At 43.4% G+C, this 14146-nt stretch carries 14 protein-coding genes; 9 read left to right on the plus strand and 5 right to left on the minus strand.

All coding sequences use genetic code 11. The features are described from left to right. Positions 1 to 66: 66 nt before the first annotated feature. Positions 67 to 945 carry a LysR family transcriptional regulator gene (locus tag L3V33_RS03670; protein WP_004730238.1) on the plus strand — a complete coding sequence of 293 codons (879 nt, stop codon included), beginning with the start codon at positions 67 to 69 and terminating at the stop codon, positions 943 to 945. A gap of 61 nt (positions 946 to 1006) precedes the next feature. Here L3V33_RS03670 and L3V33_RS03675 read toward each other — a convergent pair whose 3' ends face one another. Further along, complete coding sequence (locus L3V33_RS03675) at positions 1007 to 1357, minus strand: hypothetical protein (RefSeq protein ID WP_004730237.1); 351 nt, start codon at positions 1355 to 1357, stop codon at positions 1007 to 1009. 327 nt (positions 1358 to 1684) lie between these two features. Between L3V33_RS03675 and L3V33_RS03680 the strand changes: the two genes are divergently transcribed. Then, the gene (locus tag L3V33_RS03680) at positions 1685 to 2581 is read left to right on the plus strand and encodes a cation diffusion facilitator family transporter (RefSeq protein WP_237289168.1); all 897 of its coding nucleotides are present in this window, start codon (positions 1685 to 1687) and stop codon (positions 2579 to 2581) included. 50 nt (positions 2582 to 2631) lie between these two features. Here the strand turns inward: L3V33_RS03680 and yddG are convergent, their stop codons facing one another. Together yddG and yjjG are read right to left on the minus strand one after the other, a co-directional pair. Continuing rightward, positions 2632 to 3561, minus strand: a complete 930-nt coding sequence (gene yddG / locus L3V33_RS03685; RefSeq protein ID WP_019825760.1) for an aromatic amino acid DMT transporter YddG — start codon at positions 3559 to 3561, stop codon at positions 2632 to 2634. Positions 3562 to 3741: 180 nt separating this feature from the next. Continuing rightward, the gene (gene yjjG / locus L3V33_RS03690) at positions 3742 to 4416 is read right to left on the minus strand and encodes a pyrimidine 5'-nucleotidase (RefSeq protein ID WP_065205935.1); all 675 of its coding nucleotides are present in this window, start codon (positions 4414 to 4416) and stop codon (positions 3742 to 3744) included. A 225-nt stretch (positions 4417 to 4641) separates the two neighbouring features. Here yjjG and L3V33_RS03695 point away from each other — a divergent pair, with 225 nt between their 5' ends. The 3 genes from L3V33_RS03695 to L3V33_RS03705 all read left to right on the plus strand — a co-directional run bounded on the left by L3V33_RS03695 (position 4642) and on the right by L3V33_RS03705 (position 7343). Then, positions 4642 to 4794, plus strand: coding sequence for a hypothetical protein (locus L3V33_RS03695; RefSeq protein WP_171310668.1), 153 nt, complete (start codon positions 4642 to 4644; stop codon positions 4792 to 4794). Between the two features lie 260 nt (positions 4795 to 5054). Then, positions 5055 to 6203 (plus strand): L-threonine dehydrogenase, encoded by a 1149-nt coding sequence (gene yiaY / locus L3V33_RS03700; RefSeq protein ID WP_009845589.1) that lies wholly within the window; start codon positions 5055 to 5057, stop codon positions 6201 to 6203. Positions 6204 to 6419: 216 nt separating this feature from the next. Then, positions 6420 to 7343, plus strand: a complete 924-nt coding sequence (locus L3V33_RS03705; RefSeq protein WP_154723784.1) for a hypothetical protein — start codon at positions 6420 to 6422, stop codon at positions 7341 to 7343. 162 nt (positions 7344 to 7505) lie between these two features. Here L3V33_RS03705 and L3V33_RS03710 read toward each other — a convergent pair whose 3' ends face one another. Continuing rightward, on the minus strand, positions 7506 to 7940 hold the full coding sequence (locus tag L3V33_RS03710) for a YccF domain-containing protein (protein ID WP_004730224.1): 435 nt from the start codon (positions 7938 to 7940) through the stop codon (positions 7506 to 7508). Between the two features lie 247 nt (positions 7941 to 8187). On the opposite strand from L3V33_RS03710, the gene L3V33_RS23160 reads away from it, so the two are divergent. Further along, complete coding sequence (locus L3V33_RS23160; protein ID WP_017060906.1) at positions 8188 to 8313, plus strand: hypothetical protein; 126 nt, start codon at positions 8188 to 8190, stop codon at positions 8311 to 8313. A gap of 122 nt (positions 8314 to 8435) precedes the next feature. Here L3V33_RS23160 and L3V33_RS03715 read toward each other — a convergent pair whose 3' ends face one another. Further along, complete coding sequence (locus L3V33_RS03715) at positions 8436 to 9512, minus strand: beta-eliminating lyase-related protein (protein WP_237290162.1); 1077 nt, start codon at positions 9510 to 9512, stop codon at positions 8436 to 8438. Positions 9513 to 9815: 303 nt separating this feature from the next. On the opposite strand from L3V33_RS03715, the gene L3V33_RS03720 reads away from it, so the two are divergent. The 3 genes from L3V33_RS03720 to L3V33_RS03730 all read left to right on the plus strand — a co-directional run bounded on the left by L3V33_RS03720 (position 9816) and on the right by L3V33_RS03730 (position 14127). Beyond that, positions 9816 to 10430, plus strand: a complete 615-nt coding sequence (locus tag L3V33_RS03720; protein ID WP_054547052.1) for an NAD(P)H-dependent oxidoreductase — start codon at positions 9816 to 9818, stop codon at positions 10428 to 10430. 3 nt (positions 10431 to 10433) lie between these two features. Further along, positions 10434 to 12359: a monovalent cation:proton antiporter-2 (CPA2) family protein gene (locus L3V33_RS03725; RefSeq protein ID WP_102571233.1), complete on the plus strand. Its 1926-nt coding sequence runs from the start codon at positions 10434 to 10436 to the stop codon at positions 12357 to 12359. 541 nt (positions 12360 to 12900) lie between these two features. Then, positions 12901 to 14127 carry a DUF819 family protein gene (locus L3V33_RS03730; protein WP_171307935.1) on the plus strand — a complete coding sequence of 409 codons (1227 nt, stop codon included), beginning with the start codon at positions 12901 to 12903 and terminating at the stop codon, positions 14125 to 14127. Positions 14128 to 14146: the final 19 nt, after the last annotated feature.

Genomic DNA, 14146 nt, shown 5'->3' on the forward strand with positions numbered 1-14146 from the left:
ATTTCTAAGATAGTCAGCACAATATTCAGATAATATGCACCGACCCCCGCTCAATATGGAAATGAAATGAACCTTTCTCAAGTCCAAGCCTTTTGTTCCGTTGCTGATTTAGGATCAGTGTCTGAAGCTGCACGCCAGCTAGAATGCAATCGAACCAAACTCAGCATGTCGATTAAAGCCTTGGAAAAAGAGTTAGATGTCGAGCTGTTCGTGCGCAGCGGAAACCACGTTGAACTTTCTGAAGCGGGCAAAGCCATTTACAAAGATTGCGAAGGCTTGTTGGTGACAGCAGCGCGTATTAAACAGACCTGCTTGCATGTTTCAGGTGAATTTAACGCGGAAATTTGGATTGCACGAGATGACTCCCTACCCGATGGAATGTGGCAGGATTTATCTCACGCCTTAAATAACAAGTACCCTTCTACCTCATTCAACTTCGTTCTCGCGTCGAGCGGCGACTTAGCTAACTTGGTTGAAACTCAGCAAGTCGACTTCGCATTTGGCGTCGATTACGAACGTGTCGATGACCCAAGAATTATCTACAATCCACTTGGTAAGATTCGAATGATGTCTGTGTGTAAGAAAGGACATGATCTAAGTGCGATGCGACGAGTGTCGGATGAAGTATTGAGAAATTCGATGCAAGCGACCATGGTTTATCTCAATGAGAAGGATAATCCTGAGCTTGAGCCCTTCTCTCGCCGTTATATTGGTTTCTCTAGCTTTGACTTCATGTTGGATACAATTTTGCGTGAAGAGGCGTGGGGCGTAATGCCAGAACCATTGATTCGCCATTTATTGCGTGAACAAGAGCTAGCAGTGATCAAACACACGTACGGCTTAACACAAGAAGACTATTGTATGTTTACCGCCGCTGGGATGGCTGAACACCCAGGTATGAATTGGTTAGCGGATCAGATCAGCGATTACTTGTTTGATTTTTAAAGTGTCAGATAATGTTCTATCTCGACACTTTAAATCATCTAACAGATAGAGAGCCCTCTCTTTAAAAGACCATCACGTGATCAACTAAATAGCGTCCGTCTTCTTCAACCAACACCATTTCAGCCACAAACTCGCCTTTCGCAATGGTATACGCTTGCTTCCACACAAAGGCGATAGAATCTGAGCGTCTAAATAGTGCGACCTGCTTTCGTTCAGCAAAAAAACCATTGCTGTGTTGATAATGGTGACATACCTTTTCTAAATATTCCGGCGTAACAATGTCTTTCATCCTTTGGGTAAAGTCTCGACAGTGCTGAGCATGATCAACCTTAGTTGAACCGTCCATCAAGTTATCCATGATCGGGTTAGCAATCACCCACAGTTCGTTATCACTGATATCGTCAAACTTCATATTGATCCATTCCTTGTCCATTCCAATCCGTGCAGTCTCAGTCTCAGTCTCAGTCTCAGTCTCAGTCTCAGCAGAGTCTAGGAAATCAATGAGACCCTAGCGACTAATGTGTTTTATTAATCATAAACGATCCTATTTCAGTTGCACACCATCCCCAAGAAACACTCAACGTCAATTTTACTGACACTGAAATTTACCAATAAGTGACTGAATAATAACAACTTGATTATAAAACGAGTTACTGAAATATAAACATCATCAGATAAAGTTTGTAAAGTTAGCTCAATATTAGAACAATGAAGTTATCAAAAACATCTGGAAAATTTTATGTGTGACGGGAAAAGCCAAAACGAAAATCGAGTACTATTGTTCTCAGCCCTTTTAGCATCAGGCTTCGCAGTTGGCGGATTGGTGTTGGGTCTTCTCGTTGGCTCTCTGGTCATAGTATTTGACGGTGTCTATTCTCTTATCAGCTTACTGCTAACTTTATTGTCACTAGCTGCCTCGAAATACATTAATCGCCCATCAGATAGGGAGTTCCCGTTTGGTCGAGCCATCATTGAACCAATTGTGATTGCAATTAAAGCAATTGTGATTCTGCTAGTGGTTAGCTATTCACTTTACTCTGCGATTGGTGCGTTGATGACGGGTGGTCGTGAAGTTGATGCTTCTATCGCAACTCTGTTTGGTATTTTCAACGTACTGGGTTGTGGTTACGCTTGGTGGTACATCGCTAACAAGAGCAAACGTATTTCTTCAGGTTTGATTCAAGCTGAGTCAAAACAGTGGCAAATGGATACTCTTTTGAGTGTGGCAGTTACGGCAGGTTTCGTTGTTGCTTGGTTGGTGGCTTACTCTCCGTTTTCTGAATACGCGGTATATGCCGACCCAATGATGATGTTGTTAATGTCTTTCTACTTCATCAAAGTGCCTTTCGACATGTTACGTGAAGCAATGCGCGAACTGCTTATGATGTCGGCAAACAAAGATATTTGTGACGCGGTAGATAAGAACGTTGTCGCGGTAGACAAAGAAGCGGATCAAGATTTGGAGCTAATGGGTGTGACTAAGGTTGGCCCAGAACTAAGAATTAACGTTGATATTCATACCAACGACCAACAAGCCATTGCGGTCGATGATATTGAACGAACGCGCCGACAGCTTAAGCGACGCCTATCTAAGATGCCTTATGAGCTTCAATTGAATCTCAATGTTGCGAGTTAAGTTTTCCATAGCAAACGAGGACACACCTCACCCGAGTACATAAACTCAAATTAAGAGTGAGATTGAACCTTTTTAGAAGCCGACGCCTTTACCGTCGGCTTTTCTCTTGTTACCCACCAGCAAGCGAGTGAACCAACGGTTACCATACAAACGCCCTGCCAAAATGTCATGGTCAACGACAAGCCTAAAATCAACGAAGATAGTACGGTTGCGAAGATTGGCGTAAAGTAAGACATGGTTGCAAGAAACACCATATTCCCCCCCAGAATCGCCGTGTTCCAAAGCGCATAGCCTGCGCCCATACAAGCGCCAGCTAACGCTAAGTCAATCGCCGCACTCGTTGTCATCACCATGCCTGTTTCATCACTCAATGCGTATTTGATCCACAGAGTGATCGCCGTAGCGATAAAGAAAAGCACAATCGCATTCTGTCCTTTAGCAACGCGCTGGGTGTAGTTGCAGTAAACGGCCCAAATAATCGCACCAAAAAACGCCATCGAATAGGTTTTAGGATTAGTCGCAATGTTGGCAGCAATTTGATCAACAGATAGACCTTGATCACCACTGATGCTCCAAGCCACACCGAAGAATGCCAAAAAGATACTTGGATAAACCAACCAGTTAATCTTCTTGTCGCTCAGCAACACCGCAAACAACACCGTCAGTGCCGGCCACAGGTAGTTGATTACTGCCATCTCTATGGCTTGATGTCGGCTGTTCGCCATTCCCAATGCCAGAGCCAGGAAAATCTCATAACAAACGAACAAGGCGCCGCCAATCAGCAAGTAAGACTTAGAGAAGCGTGACAACTTTGGTAAACCCATAACACAGACCAACAACAGTGCACTCACCGTGTAAAGACTGGCAGCACCACCAATTGGACCTAGCTGTTCTGAGACACTACGAGACAGAGCAATCAAACAGCTCCATAATAAAATGGCGATAATACCGTAGCAGCTATAACGATGAGATTTCAGCACGCCTTTTCCTTCTCTCTATTGTAATTGGGTAATCAAAATGAGCTTAAAGCAAAGATAAGCTTAAACACCACTATCGATAAGTTGCAGTAAGTAAAAATAAGTAGCCGAGCACATAACTGTACTCGGCTATCAATCATTCACTCAAAAATCGAAAAGCAGTTAGCAGTTAGCAGTTAGCAGTTATGCCAACAAAAGTGCTTGCAGGTCAGCCAGAGACTTAACCTGATAATGAGGGTTAATTCCTGCTGGCGTCGCTTTCTCTTGGCTGTTCAACCAACAGGTCTCAATACCAAAATCCAAGCCACCTAAAATATCAGAATGTGGGTTATCCCCGACCATCAATATTCTTTGTTTCGATGGCAATCCAATCAGCTTATGTGCATGTTCAAAAATTTCCGCGTCTGGTTTAGCAACACCGACTTCCTCAGAAATGATCACATGGTCAAAGTAGTTCGTCATTCCGGTACGCTCTAAACGGATAGACTGAAGCTCTGTAAAACCGTTAGTAATGATGCCCATATTCACTTTGCCTTTTAAAGACTCCATCAACTCTTGTGCACCCGGTAACAAAGAACAGATATCCGCCATTGCCGTTAAAAATGCACTGTTTAAAGCAGCGGTTGTTGTTTCAAGTTTTTCAGCCCAGCTTTCGAAGCGCGTATGTTTCAGTTGATCTGCAGTAATGCGGCCATCTTGGTAATCGACCCAAAGTGGTAAGTTAACCTTTTGATAAGCCGAATAATCTTGCTCGCTGAAATCCACACCAAAGCGAGAAAACATAAGCTTCATTCCTTGATAAGCATCAAAATGGAACAAAGTTTCATCTGCATCAAAGAATATCCAATCGTACTTCATTTTATGTCCTATTATTCGCGCTGTTGAGCAGTGCATGCACTGTTTTTGTCGTTGTTTTGATCGTTGCCTCAAAGGGCGGAGCATCACTTTACCCTCAATTTTGTGAGCCTGTATATAAATCTAATAATTTATAGAAAACAAGTCACAAGTCATGATGTATCGCAAATTTTGCCACATATTAAACCAATACCATACAAGAAATACACTTAGGTACCGGGAGGTACTATGAAGCACTTTTTACCGTCGTCTGTCATGCTCACCCCTTTTCTTGTCAAATACTATGACGAGGAGCCAGAAGACACGCTTGATTCTGAAGAGTCACAAGAACCTCAAATTGAATACAGTGACAACTCAGATAAAAAGTCGACACAAGCCTAACTAGAGCAGCTTTCAATGAAAAACCTTACTTTTCATGGTTATAGAGCGCCATTCCGTTCTTAAATCAATCAATAGTTCGCTTTCCATTACTGACAATAAACACATAAGAAAACCATAAAAACGATTGCTATATGAGCCCTATCACAACGCATAGTCACAAAGTGGTAGTTCGGAATCAAAGTTGTTCCAGATCAATGGTCGACCAGTTGATTGCCGACAACATATAGGAAATTAAAAATCATAATTAACGGAGTTTTCCAATGTCTACTGCATTTTATATCCCTACAATCAACTTCATGGGTACTGGCTGTTTGAAAGATGCTGCTGATAGCATTCAGTCTCAAGGCTTCAAAAAAGGTCTGATCGTTACGGATAAGATCCTTAACCAAATTGGCGTGGTTAAACAGGTACAAGACCTACTTAGCCAACGTGGCGTAGACGCAGTTGTATTCGACGGCACTCAACCAAACCCAACCATCACGAACGTGAACGATGGTCTTGAATTACTGACTGACAACGATTGTGATTTCGTTGTTTCTCTAGGTGGCGGTTCTCCACACGATTGTGCAAAAGGTATCGCTCTGGTTGCTTCTAACGGTGGCAAGATTGCTGATTACGAAGGCGTAGATCAGTCAGAAAAACCAATGATGCCTCTAATTGCTATCAACACAACAGCAGGTACAGCTTCTGAAATGACGCGTTTCTGCATCATTACCGACGAAGCTCGTCACATTAAAATGGCTATCGTTGATAAGCACACAACACCGCTTATCTCAGTAAACGACCCTGAGTTGATGCTTGCTAAACCTGCATCACTAACGGCTGCAACAGGCATGGACGCGTTGACGCACGCAATCGAAGCTTACGTTTCTATCGCAGCAACGCCAATTACAGACGCTGTAGCAATTAAAGCAATCGAGCTTGTGCAAGCACACCTAAGAACCGCGGTAGCGCACGGCGAAGACATTGAAGCTCGTGAACAAATGGCTTACGCACAATTCATGGCGGGTATGGCTTTCAACAATGCTTCACTGGGCTATGTTCACGCAATGGCGCACCAACTGGGCGGTTTCTACGACCTTCCACACGGTGTATGTAACGCTATCTTGCTTCCACACGTTCAACGCTACAACGCACAAGTTTGTCCTGAGCGTCTACGTGATGTGGCAAAAGCAATGGGTGTAAATGTTGAAGGCATGACTGCAGAACAAGGCGCAGAAGCAGCAATCAACGCGATTGTTCAACTTGCAAACGACGTGAACATCCCAACAGGTATCGCTCAACTTGGTGCGAAGCTAGAAGATATCCCAACTCTGTCTGACAACGCACTAAAAGATGCTTGTGGTTTCACTAACCCTAAACAAGCAACACACGAAGAGATCTCAGCAATCTTCGAAGCGGCAATGTAATCTAGATACAAGTCACTTCTTATAGCTAACACAAACGGGCTCATCTTCTGAGCCCGCTTTCTTATTTCTGTACGATGCCTTTCAAATCTTTTCCTTTTCCACTAGCCACTAATCACTAATCACTAATCACTAATCACTAATCACGAAAAAGTCGCATTGTTGCAATCGCTTAGTTATAGTTAAACTATTGATATATAGAATGACAAACAGGTTCCATTGAGTCGTAAGATAGCTAGCACCTCATTATTAGCATCACTTCTTGCATACTCCGCTCAAGCAGAGGAGCAAAATGAGTGCCACAGTCAGCCGTTAGAAGACGTCCCTGTCGAAAAAGCTTACCATTTCCTAAACAGTAAATTTTGCCAACCTGCTCTGTGGTTTGACAGCTTTTTTGTTGATGACCGCATTACCGAAGATGCCAGAGCTGGCACGTCCGTCCGTTGGTATAACGATTTTATTTACTCGGAAGGTGGCGATGTCGACTACTCAACAAAACTCAAGGCGCGTCTGCATCTTCCCTTTGTGAGTAAACGCCTAAAGTTGATCTACGAGTCTGTCAGCGATGAAGAGTTCTTGGATTTTTTTCCGAATGATTCAGATGAATTGGAAAGTGCGTTAGGCCTGCGCTACGACGCCTATGCCAAGGGATATAGTAGCTTCAATATTAAGGCAACATTACGACCACGCATTGAAGCTCGCTATCGTTTTACCTACCCTCTCACAACCGATGTGGTATTCAGACTTACCCAGCGGGTATATCAAGAAAAACAAGAAACTGGCGAGATCACTGACGTCGATTTTGATCTTTCTTTAAGTGATGATTTCTTGGCTCGATGGTCAAGCTTTGCGGGGTATAACGACGATCTCAAAGGTTGGAACTATGGTACGGGATTAACCTTGTATCACTACCTTGCCCAAGACCAAGCACTTCAATATAGCGCTACAATTAATGCAACGGATGAGCCTCATAATCATTACGAATACGCTCAGGTTTCGGTTACTTACCGACAAAACGTATGGAAAGAGTGGCTGTTCTACGAACTCATTCCTCGTTATCAATGGGAACGAGAACCCCATGAGAAACATACCGAAGAAGCCAACATCACCCTTCGGCTTGAAGTCCTGTTCAATAATGTGTAGCTCTATAATGTTTAGTTCAACAACGTATAGTTCAACAGTCTCTAGCTCAACAACGCCTAGTTAGTGTTTGATATATAAGCATCGAGAGATAAGAACAGAGGCACAAAAAAAGCACATCATACGATGTGCTTTTTCAGTTCGATCAAGGCTTAAACTGTAATCTTAACCTTTGTAATTTCTTACTCGCGCCGCTTCTGCTTCACGTTTATCGACAACTGTCTTACCGATTGGCGCTAGGGAGATAACCGCGAGCTTAAGATGTTGAATCGCGAACGGAATACCAATGATGGTAATGAAACACGCCACAGCTGACATGATGTGGCCGATTGCTAGCCAGATACCCGCAAATAAGAACCAAATCACGTTACCAATCACGCCTAGCGGGCTCGTACCTATGTCCATTTCATTGGTCAGCTCATCACGAGATATGGCTTCCTGACCAAATGGGAAGAATGAAAAGTTACCCATAACAAAACACGCTCTACCCCATGGAATACCAACGATGGTAAGGAATGCGAGCAGTCCGAAGAACCACCAAGCTAGTCCCATAAATACGCCACCGAACAGAAACCAAATGATGTTTCCTATTGTTTTCATTCTGTATTCTCCAAATCTTGTAATACTGTTTATTTCATATGCCGAGTAAGGCAATACTTGTTCTAATAGGTTCATTATTGTTGAACCTTTATGAACCGTTTATGAATCACTTACATTTTATGTGATTGATACACGCCACGAAACGCCAAATCCACATAGGGCTCATCGATTTTATTTGATACCATGCTCTTAGATTTTTAGTACCACAAAGCTAAACAGCTACAACAACTAATTGAAGGCCGAATTTATGAACAACACTGAGCAACCTAAAAAGAAAATGAAAAACTGGGTGCCAATCGTCTTCTTCGGACTTCTCAGCACAGTCCCAGTGTTCATGTTCTTAGTCGACGTGTACATCAACCAGTATATGTAACAGAGCCGGACATCCTAGCTATATAAATGGATATAAGAACCCTTTCCTGTATCCATTTCAGTTCCAATTAGATCAGTTTTTCTTCAGTCAGCTCTTCTGTAATCAACTCAGCTCTTCGTTAATCAAATCAGCTCTTCGCTAATAAAATCTAGAATGTCGATCAGCTCATGATCTGGCAAATTTAGTAGGTTATCCCCTACATACCATTCAATCTTACATTGGTTTGGCAACTCACTGATCGCTGGGTTTCCTATCCAAATCTTGTGTTTCTTAGCTATATTGTCGCGCAGGATAATACCATCCTCAAAACTCACCGGTAAATAGAGGTGAAGCATGTTTACTTGGGGTTGCTGCGGGTTCACTTTGAACTGCGGGTAATCTTGTAAGATTTGATAGATTTGCTTGGTACGCTCATACAATGCTGGCATCAACTCGATCCGTTGATCAAACTGCATTGCTGCCGAAACCACGTAAGGCGTGCGATGATAAATATTTCCGCCCTGACGCTTCATCCACGCTGAAGCTTTTGCTACGAAAGCCTTGTCACCTAATAAGAGTGACCCACCAAGACCATTTAACCCTTTATAGAGCGAAACATAAGCCGTATCGAACCCCTTAGCAATCTCGCTATATGGCTTTTGATAATACGCGCCGCACTCCCACAAACGAGCACCATCCATATGAAGGTGAATTGATTGTTCTTTGCAATACTGCTTTATCGTTTCAAGCTCTTCCCACTCAGGCAACTGACCACCAATCTCTCGCATCGGTAGTTCATACAATGCCGCGGCAATCTCATCAGGCCAAGCCTTTAAGTCGTCGACATTCCAAGTGCGAAATACATTACCAACCGGAAGTACATTGAAACGGTTCTGGAGCTGATACCCTTGACGTTCATGGCGCATAATATGACTCGATTCATGCATCGCCACTACTGGGTTTCTCTTCTCTTGGCACGCAATTTCTAATGCTGTTGGTTGATTCATGGTGCCGGTAATCACAAATACAGCCGCTTCATAACCTAGCAGTTCCGCGACTTTGTTTTCGAAGCTCTCGATAAACTCACCATCGCCATAGCTATCATGGCTCACATTGTGTGTCTCACACCATTCAGCCATCTGAGCGAATGTTTGTGCTGGAGTCGGTTCTAGGTGACCGGAAAGCAACAAATCACATTGTTGACGCAAGTCCATGCTCATAGTTTTTCCTTTATTCATTGTTGTTCTATGTAGGGTTATTGGATTATTTACGTTACACGCCAACGGTGACATAAAGTGCACCTATTCGCTTTTATTATTAGCGAATAATTAGTTTTACTTAGTCATCGGCGGCTTGTGCCGGAAATACTCAAATTGACGGATGTTTTATATAATTAAGTCCCTAAAAACACACGCATCTAAATAGATAAGTATGGGCTAATTCGTTGTTGTTCAACCATTCTTCTATTATTGTATATCTATAATTCCAATAAATATTATTCGTTAATGGACAAAGAGGGCTATATGTCGAAAAATCGAGTCTTGGTGCTATTCGCCCACCCTTCTCAGCATCGCTCTGAAGCTAATAAACCCTTATTTGAGCAAGCCAAACGCATTAACGGGGTTACCTGTGTCGACCTCTATGCTGAGTACCCAACCTTCAAGATCAATATCGACCGTGAACAGAAACGCCTGTTGGACCATGACATCATCATTTTTCAGTTCCCACTATATTGGTACTCAACACCCGCGATTCTTAAAGAATGGCAAGACCTTGTTCTCGAATATGGCTTTGCTTATGGCACCGACGGTAATGAACTGCAAGGTAAAAGCTTGTTATGCAGTATCACCGCTGGTGGCAAGAAAGATGCTTATCAAACTGATGGCTATAACCACTTCACCATACGTGAACTGCTTCACCCAATCGAACAAACCGCTTCTTTGTGCGGCATGAACTACTTGGCTCCATTGGCTTTATTTGGTTCACGTACTGCGTTGGAAGAAGGCCGAATTCAAGATCACGTAAATAGCTATAAAGTGCTTTTAGAAGCTTTTGTTACGGGCGAAGTCGACCTTAAAAAGGCAAGCAAGGCTGAAAAGCTAAACCATTACGTTGATGAACTGATGAGCAGAGGTTAAATCATGACAGGATATTTTCTACAAGCATTTATCTATTTGCTTGCCGCAGTCATCGCGGTCCCTATCGCCAAGAGGCTTGGTCTTGGTTCTGTGCTTGGTTACCTCATTGCAGGTGTTGTGATTGGCCCAATTATCGGTTTGGTTGGCGAAGAGACGACAACCATTCAACACTTTGCCGAATTCGGCGTGGTTATGATGCTGTTCTTGGTCGGGCTTGAGCTTGAGCCGAAGATGCTTTGGGCAATGAGAAACCGCCTTATGGGATTGGGTGGCTTGCAAGTTGGTGGTACTACCGCGATTGTAATGGGGATTGCTCTGTTCTTCGGGCAACCTTGGACGATCGCGCTGACTATCGGTTTGATCTTCGCACTGTCATCTACCGCGATTGTTCTACAAACATTCAATGAAAAAGGGTTGTCCAAAACCGAAGGGGGCAAGAACGCTTTCTCTGTTCTACTTTTCCAAGATATTGCCGTCATCCCTATGTTGGCGTTCATTCCTCTATTAGCGTTGCCAGAATTAATTGAAGCAGCACAAAGCGCAGTCGCTTCAGCTTCTGATCACCATGAAGAGTTAAGTCTCGTTGCTGGCCTACCCGGTTGGGCTTATGGCCTTGTGATCACGGCATCTATTGCGATTGTTGTTGTCGGCGGGCACTTCTTGAGTCGTCCACTGTTCCGCTTTGTTGCAAGCTCAGGCCTGCGTGAAATCTTCACTGCAACCGCACTAATGTTGGTGATTGGTATTGCTGCACTGATGAGCCTAGTCGGCCTATCACCGGCTTTGGGTACCTTCCTTGCGGGTGTGGTATTGGCGAACAGTGAATTCCGCCACGAACTTGAGTCTAATATCGACCCGTTTAAAGGGCTTCTACTTGGCTTGTTCTTTATTACCGTAGGTGCAGGCATCAACTTTGATGTTCTATTCAACGACTTTGGTTTGATCATTGGCCTAACCCTTGGCGTTATGCTGCTCAAAGCTTTGGTGCTATTCACACTAGCTCTGATCTTTAAAATCAGAAATAGCGACCGATGGTTGTTTACGTTGAGCTTGGCGCAAGCCGGTGAATTCGGTTTTGTCCTACTGAGCTTCTCATCCCAAAACCATGTACTGCCAGCCGATATTGTTCAAACACTGTCGCTGGTTGTTGCACTTTCAATGTTCCTAACGCCAGGATTATTCATTCTATTTGATAAAGTGATACTTCCTCGTTATGAGCAAAAGTCTAACGATCGCGAAGAAGATACCATCGAAGAGAAAGGTACGGTGATCATTGCTGGTATTGGCCGATTCGGTCAGATTGTTAACCGCTTATTGGTATCTAATGACGTCAATACTGTGGTTTTGGATCATCAAGCTAATCAAGTCGACTTACTACGTTCAATCAACATCAAATCTTACTTTGGTGATGCGACTCGTCATGACTTATTACATACCGCTGGTATCGAAGAAGCCGCAATGTTGGTTGTGGCTATCGACAACCAAGACTCAAGCGTTGAATTGGTCAAATACGTTAAACACAACTACCCTAAAGTGAAAATCTTAGCGCGTGCATTCGACCGTGGTCATAGCTACCGTTTAAGAGAAGCAGGTGCAGACTTTGTGGAATCAGAGACCTACCATTCAGCTCTTGAAATGGGCGCAGAAGCCTTGCGTTCTTTGGGTCATCACCCATTCTTTGTTGAACAACAAAAATCGACGTATCAACGTGTTGAAAGCCGTAAGTCTGAAAAGCTCTACCAAGCTTGGTCTGAGGCAGAAGAGAACCCGCGCTACGACAACAACTACCGACAAATCTTCATTCACCTTGAAGAAGCAATGAAAGAAGATATGAAAAAAGACCGTTCAGACAAGCACTCTCGATCTGAGCGAGGTTGGACACCGCCACCGAAAGGCTATGCAGATGGCTTTGAGGAAGAAGAGTCCTAAGCACAACTCTAAATAACGGCGCTAGATAACCATACTAGGCAACCATCAAAAGCGGCTATTTAGGCCGCTTTTTCTTTCATTGCCCCCCTACAAAACGTCAAATGAGCATGAGTAGCGGGTGCTAAAACTCGTAATCCAAAAGATTTATGTGATCTAGCTAAAATTTTTAATTTCTGACCACATGGCAAAAGTGAATTCACTTTTTACATTATTGAAACATTCCAACCTCGCATAAACCACACCATAAACATGGCTATATATGCACTCATTTAGGTCATTCAATCATCGCCCCAATTCATAGCGACCACCCTCCAAGGCTTGAGTTACATTGCATATATCTAAATACGCTGCACAAGCCCCAACCAAACCATTCACCACGTAAATAAGTAGCGTGCTACATTCACAAATTCAACCCGTTAAAATTAACATAAACATTTCAAAATATGTCTATCGTTACAATTTGTAACGAATAGCGGTTATCGGTATAGTCCTGCAATTCAAAAAGTGAGACCTTTGCGCTCACCTTAAAGGAGATATAATAATGATTACTAATGATGCTGTAATAATGGGCATGTTAGCTGTTATTCTTGGCGGTGTTTTTATCACGGAAAGTAGCCAAAATAGCGCACTGAAAAAATTCTACTCGTTCGTTCCGGGTCTATTGCTCTGTTACTTTGTTCCTTCTCTACTGAACAGTTTAGGCATCATCGACGCATCAAACTCTAAGTTATACTTCGTTGCAAGTCGCTACCTCTTACCGAGCGCACTCGTTCTACTGATCATCTCAGCAGACCTACGTAAAATCTTTGGGCTAGGTTCAAAAGCCGTCATCATGTTCCTGACAGGTACTGTCGGTATTATCATTGGTGGCCCATTGGCTATCTTGATCATCGACCAAATTAACCCTGACCTTGTATCTGGTGATGTATGGCGTGGCCTAACAACGGTTGCAGGTTCTTGGATTGGTGGTGGTGCAAACCAAGCCGCAATGAAAGAAGTGTTTGAAGTAGACGACCAATTGTTCTCTGCGATGATTACTGTAGACGTAATCTGTGCCAACATTTGGATGGCAATATTACTTATCATGGCTGGCCGTCAGAAGAAGATTGATGCGTGGTTAAAAGCCGATACTTCATCTATCGAAGACCTAAAAGAAACCGTTTCTAAGTACCAAGAAGAAAATGCTCGCCCGACGACGACGACTGATCTAATGAAGATCACGGGCATTGCATTCGGTCTTACGGGCTTAGCACACTTTTTCAGTGACATGATCGCACCATGGATCTCAACTAACGCTCCTGAGCTAGCGCAATACAGCCTGACTTCTGGGTTCTTTTGGTTAATCGTAATGGTGACTACGTTTGCGCTGATCGCTTCATGCTTCAAATCAACACGTAGCCTTGAGCACAGTGGTGCATCTAAAGTAGGCTCAGCATTCATCTACATCTTAGTTGCAACCATTGGTATGCAAATGGATATCACGGCTATTTTGGATAACCCTGGTTACTTCTTCATCGGTATCACTTGGTTAACTATTCACGCGATTATCATGATTGTGATGGCAAAGCTAATCCGTGCACCACTGTTCTTCATGGCAGTAGGTAGCCAAGCGAACGTAGGCGGTGCTGCATCGGCTCCTATCGTAGCTGCTGCATTCCATCCAGCATTAGCTCCAGTAGGTATTCTAATGGCTGTACTTGGTTATGCACTGGGTACATACGGCGCTTACATCTGTGGCCTAATCATGCAGGCTGCTGCACTAGGTTAATAAGCCTCTAAAACAAAGA

Source organism: Vibrio sp. A2-1 (genome assembly GCF_021728355.1).
Taxonomy (GTDB): Bacteria; Pseudomonadota; Gammaproteobacteria; order Enterobacterales; family Vibrionaceae; genus Vibrio; species Vibrio splendidus_K.

Bases quoted from the DNA above. Each gene is read 5' to 3' on its own strand.
- L3V33_RS23160 (WP_017060906.1), top strand. From the start codon at position 8,188: ATGAACAACACTGAGCAACCTAAAAAGAAAATGAAAAACTGGGTGCCA.
- L3V33_RS03730 (WP_171307935.1), top strand. From the start codon at position 12,901: ATGATTACTAATGATGCTGTAATAATGGGCATGTTAGCTGTTATTCTT.
- L3V33_RS03715 (WP_237290162.1), bottom strand. From the start codon at position 9,512: ATGAGCATGGACTTGCGTCAACAATGTGATTTGTTGCTTTCCGGTCAC.
- yjjG (WP_065205935.1), bottom strand. From the start codon at position 4,416: ATGAAGTACGATTGGATATTCTTTGATGCAGATGAAACTTTGTTCCAT.
- L3V33_RS03725 (WP_102571233.1), top strand. From the start codon at position 10,434: ATGACAGGATATTTTCTACAAGCATTTATCTATTTGCTTGCCGCAGTC.
- L3V33_RS03675 (WP_004730237.1), bottom strand. From the start codon at position 1,357: ATGAAGTTTGACGATATCAGTGATAACGAACTGTGGGTGATTGCTAAC.
- L3V33_RS03670 (WP_004730238.1), top strand. From the start codon at position 67: ATGAACCTTTCTCAAGTCCAAGCCTTTTGTTCCGTTGCTGATTTAGGA.
- L3V33_RS03720 (WP_054547052.1), top strand. From the start codon at position 9,816: ATGTCGAAAAATCGAGTCTTGGTGCTATTCGCCCACCCTTCTCAGCAT.
- L3V33_RS03680 (WP_237289168.1), top strand. From the start codon at position 1,685: ATGTGTGACGGGAAAAGCCAAAACGAAAATCGAGTACTATTGTTCTCA.
- L3V33_RS03695 (WP_171310668.1), top strand. From the start codon at position 4,642: ATGAAGCACTTTTTACCGTCGTCTGTCATGCTCACCCCTTTTCTTGTC.
- yiaY (WP_009845589.1), top strand. From the start codon at position 5,055: ATGTCTACTGCATTTTATATCCCTACAATCAACTTCATGGGTACTGGC.
- L3V33_RS03710 (WP_004730224.1), bottom strand. From the start codon at position 7,940: ATGAAAACAATAGGAAACATCATTTGGTTTCTGTTCGGTGGCGTATTT.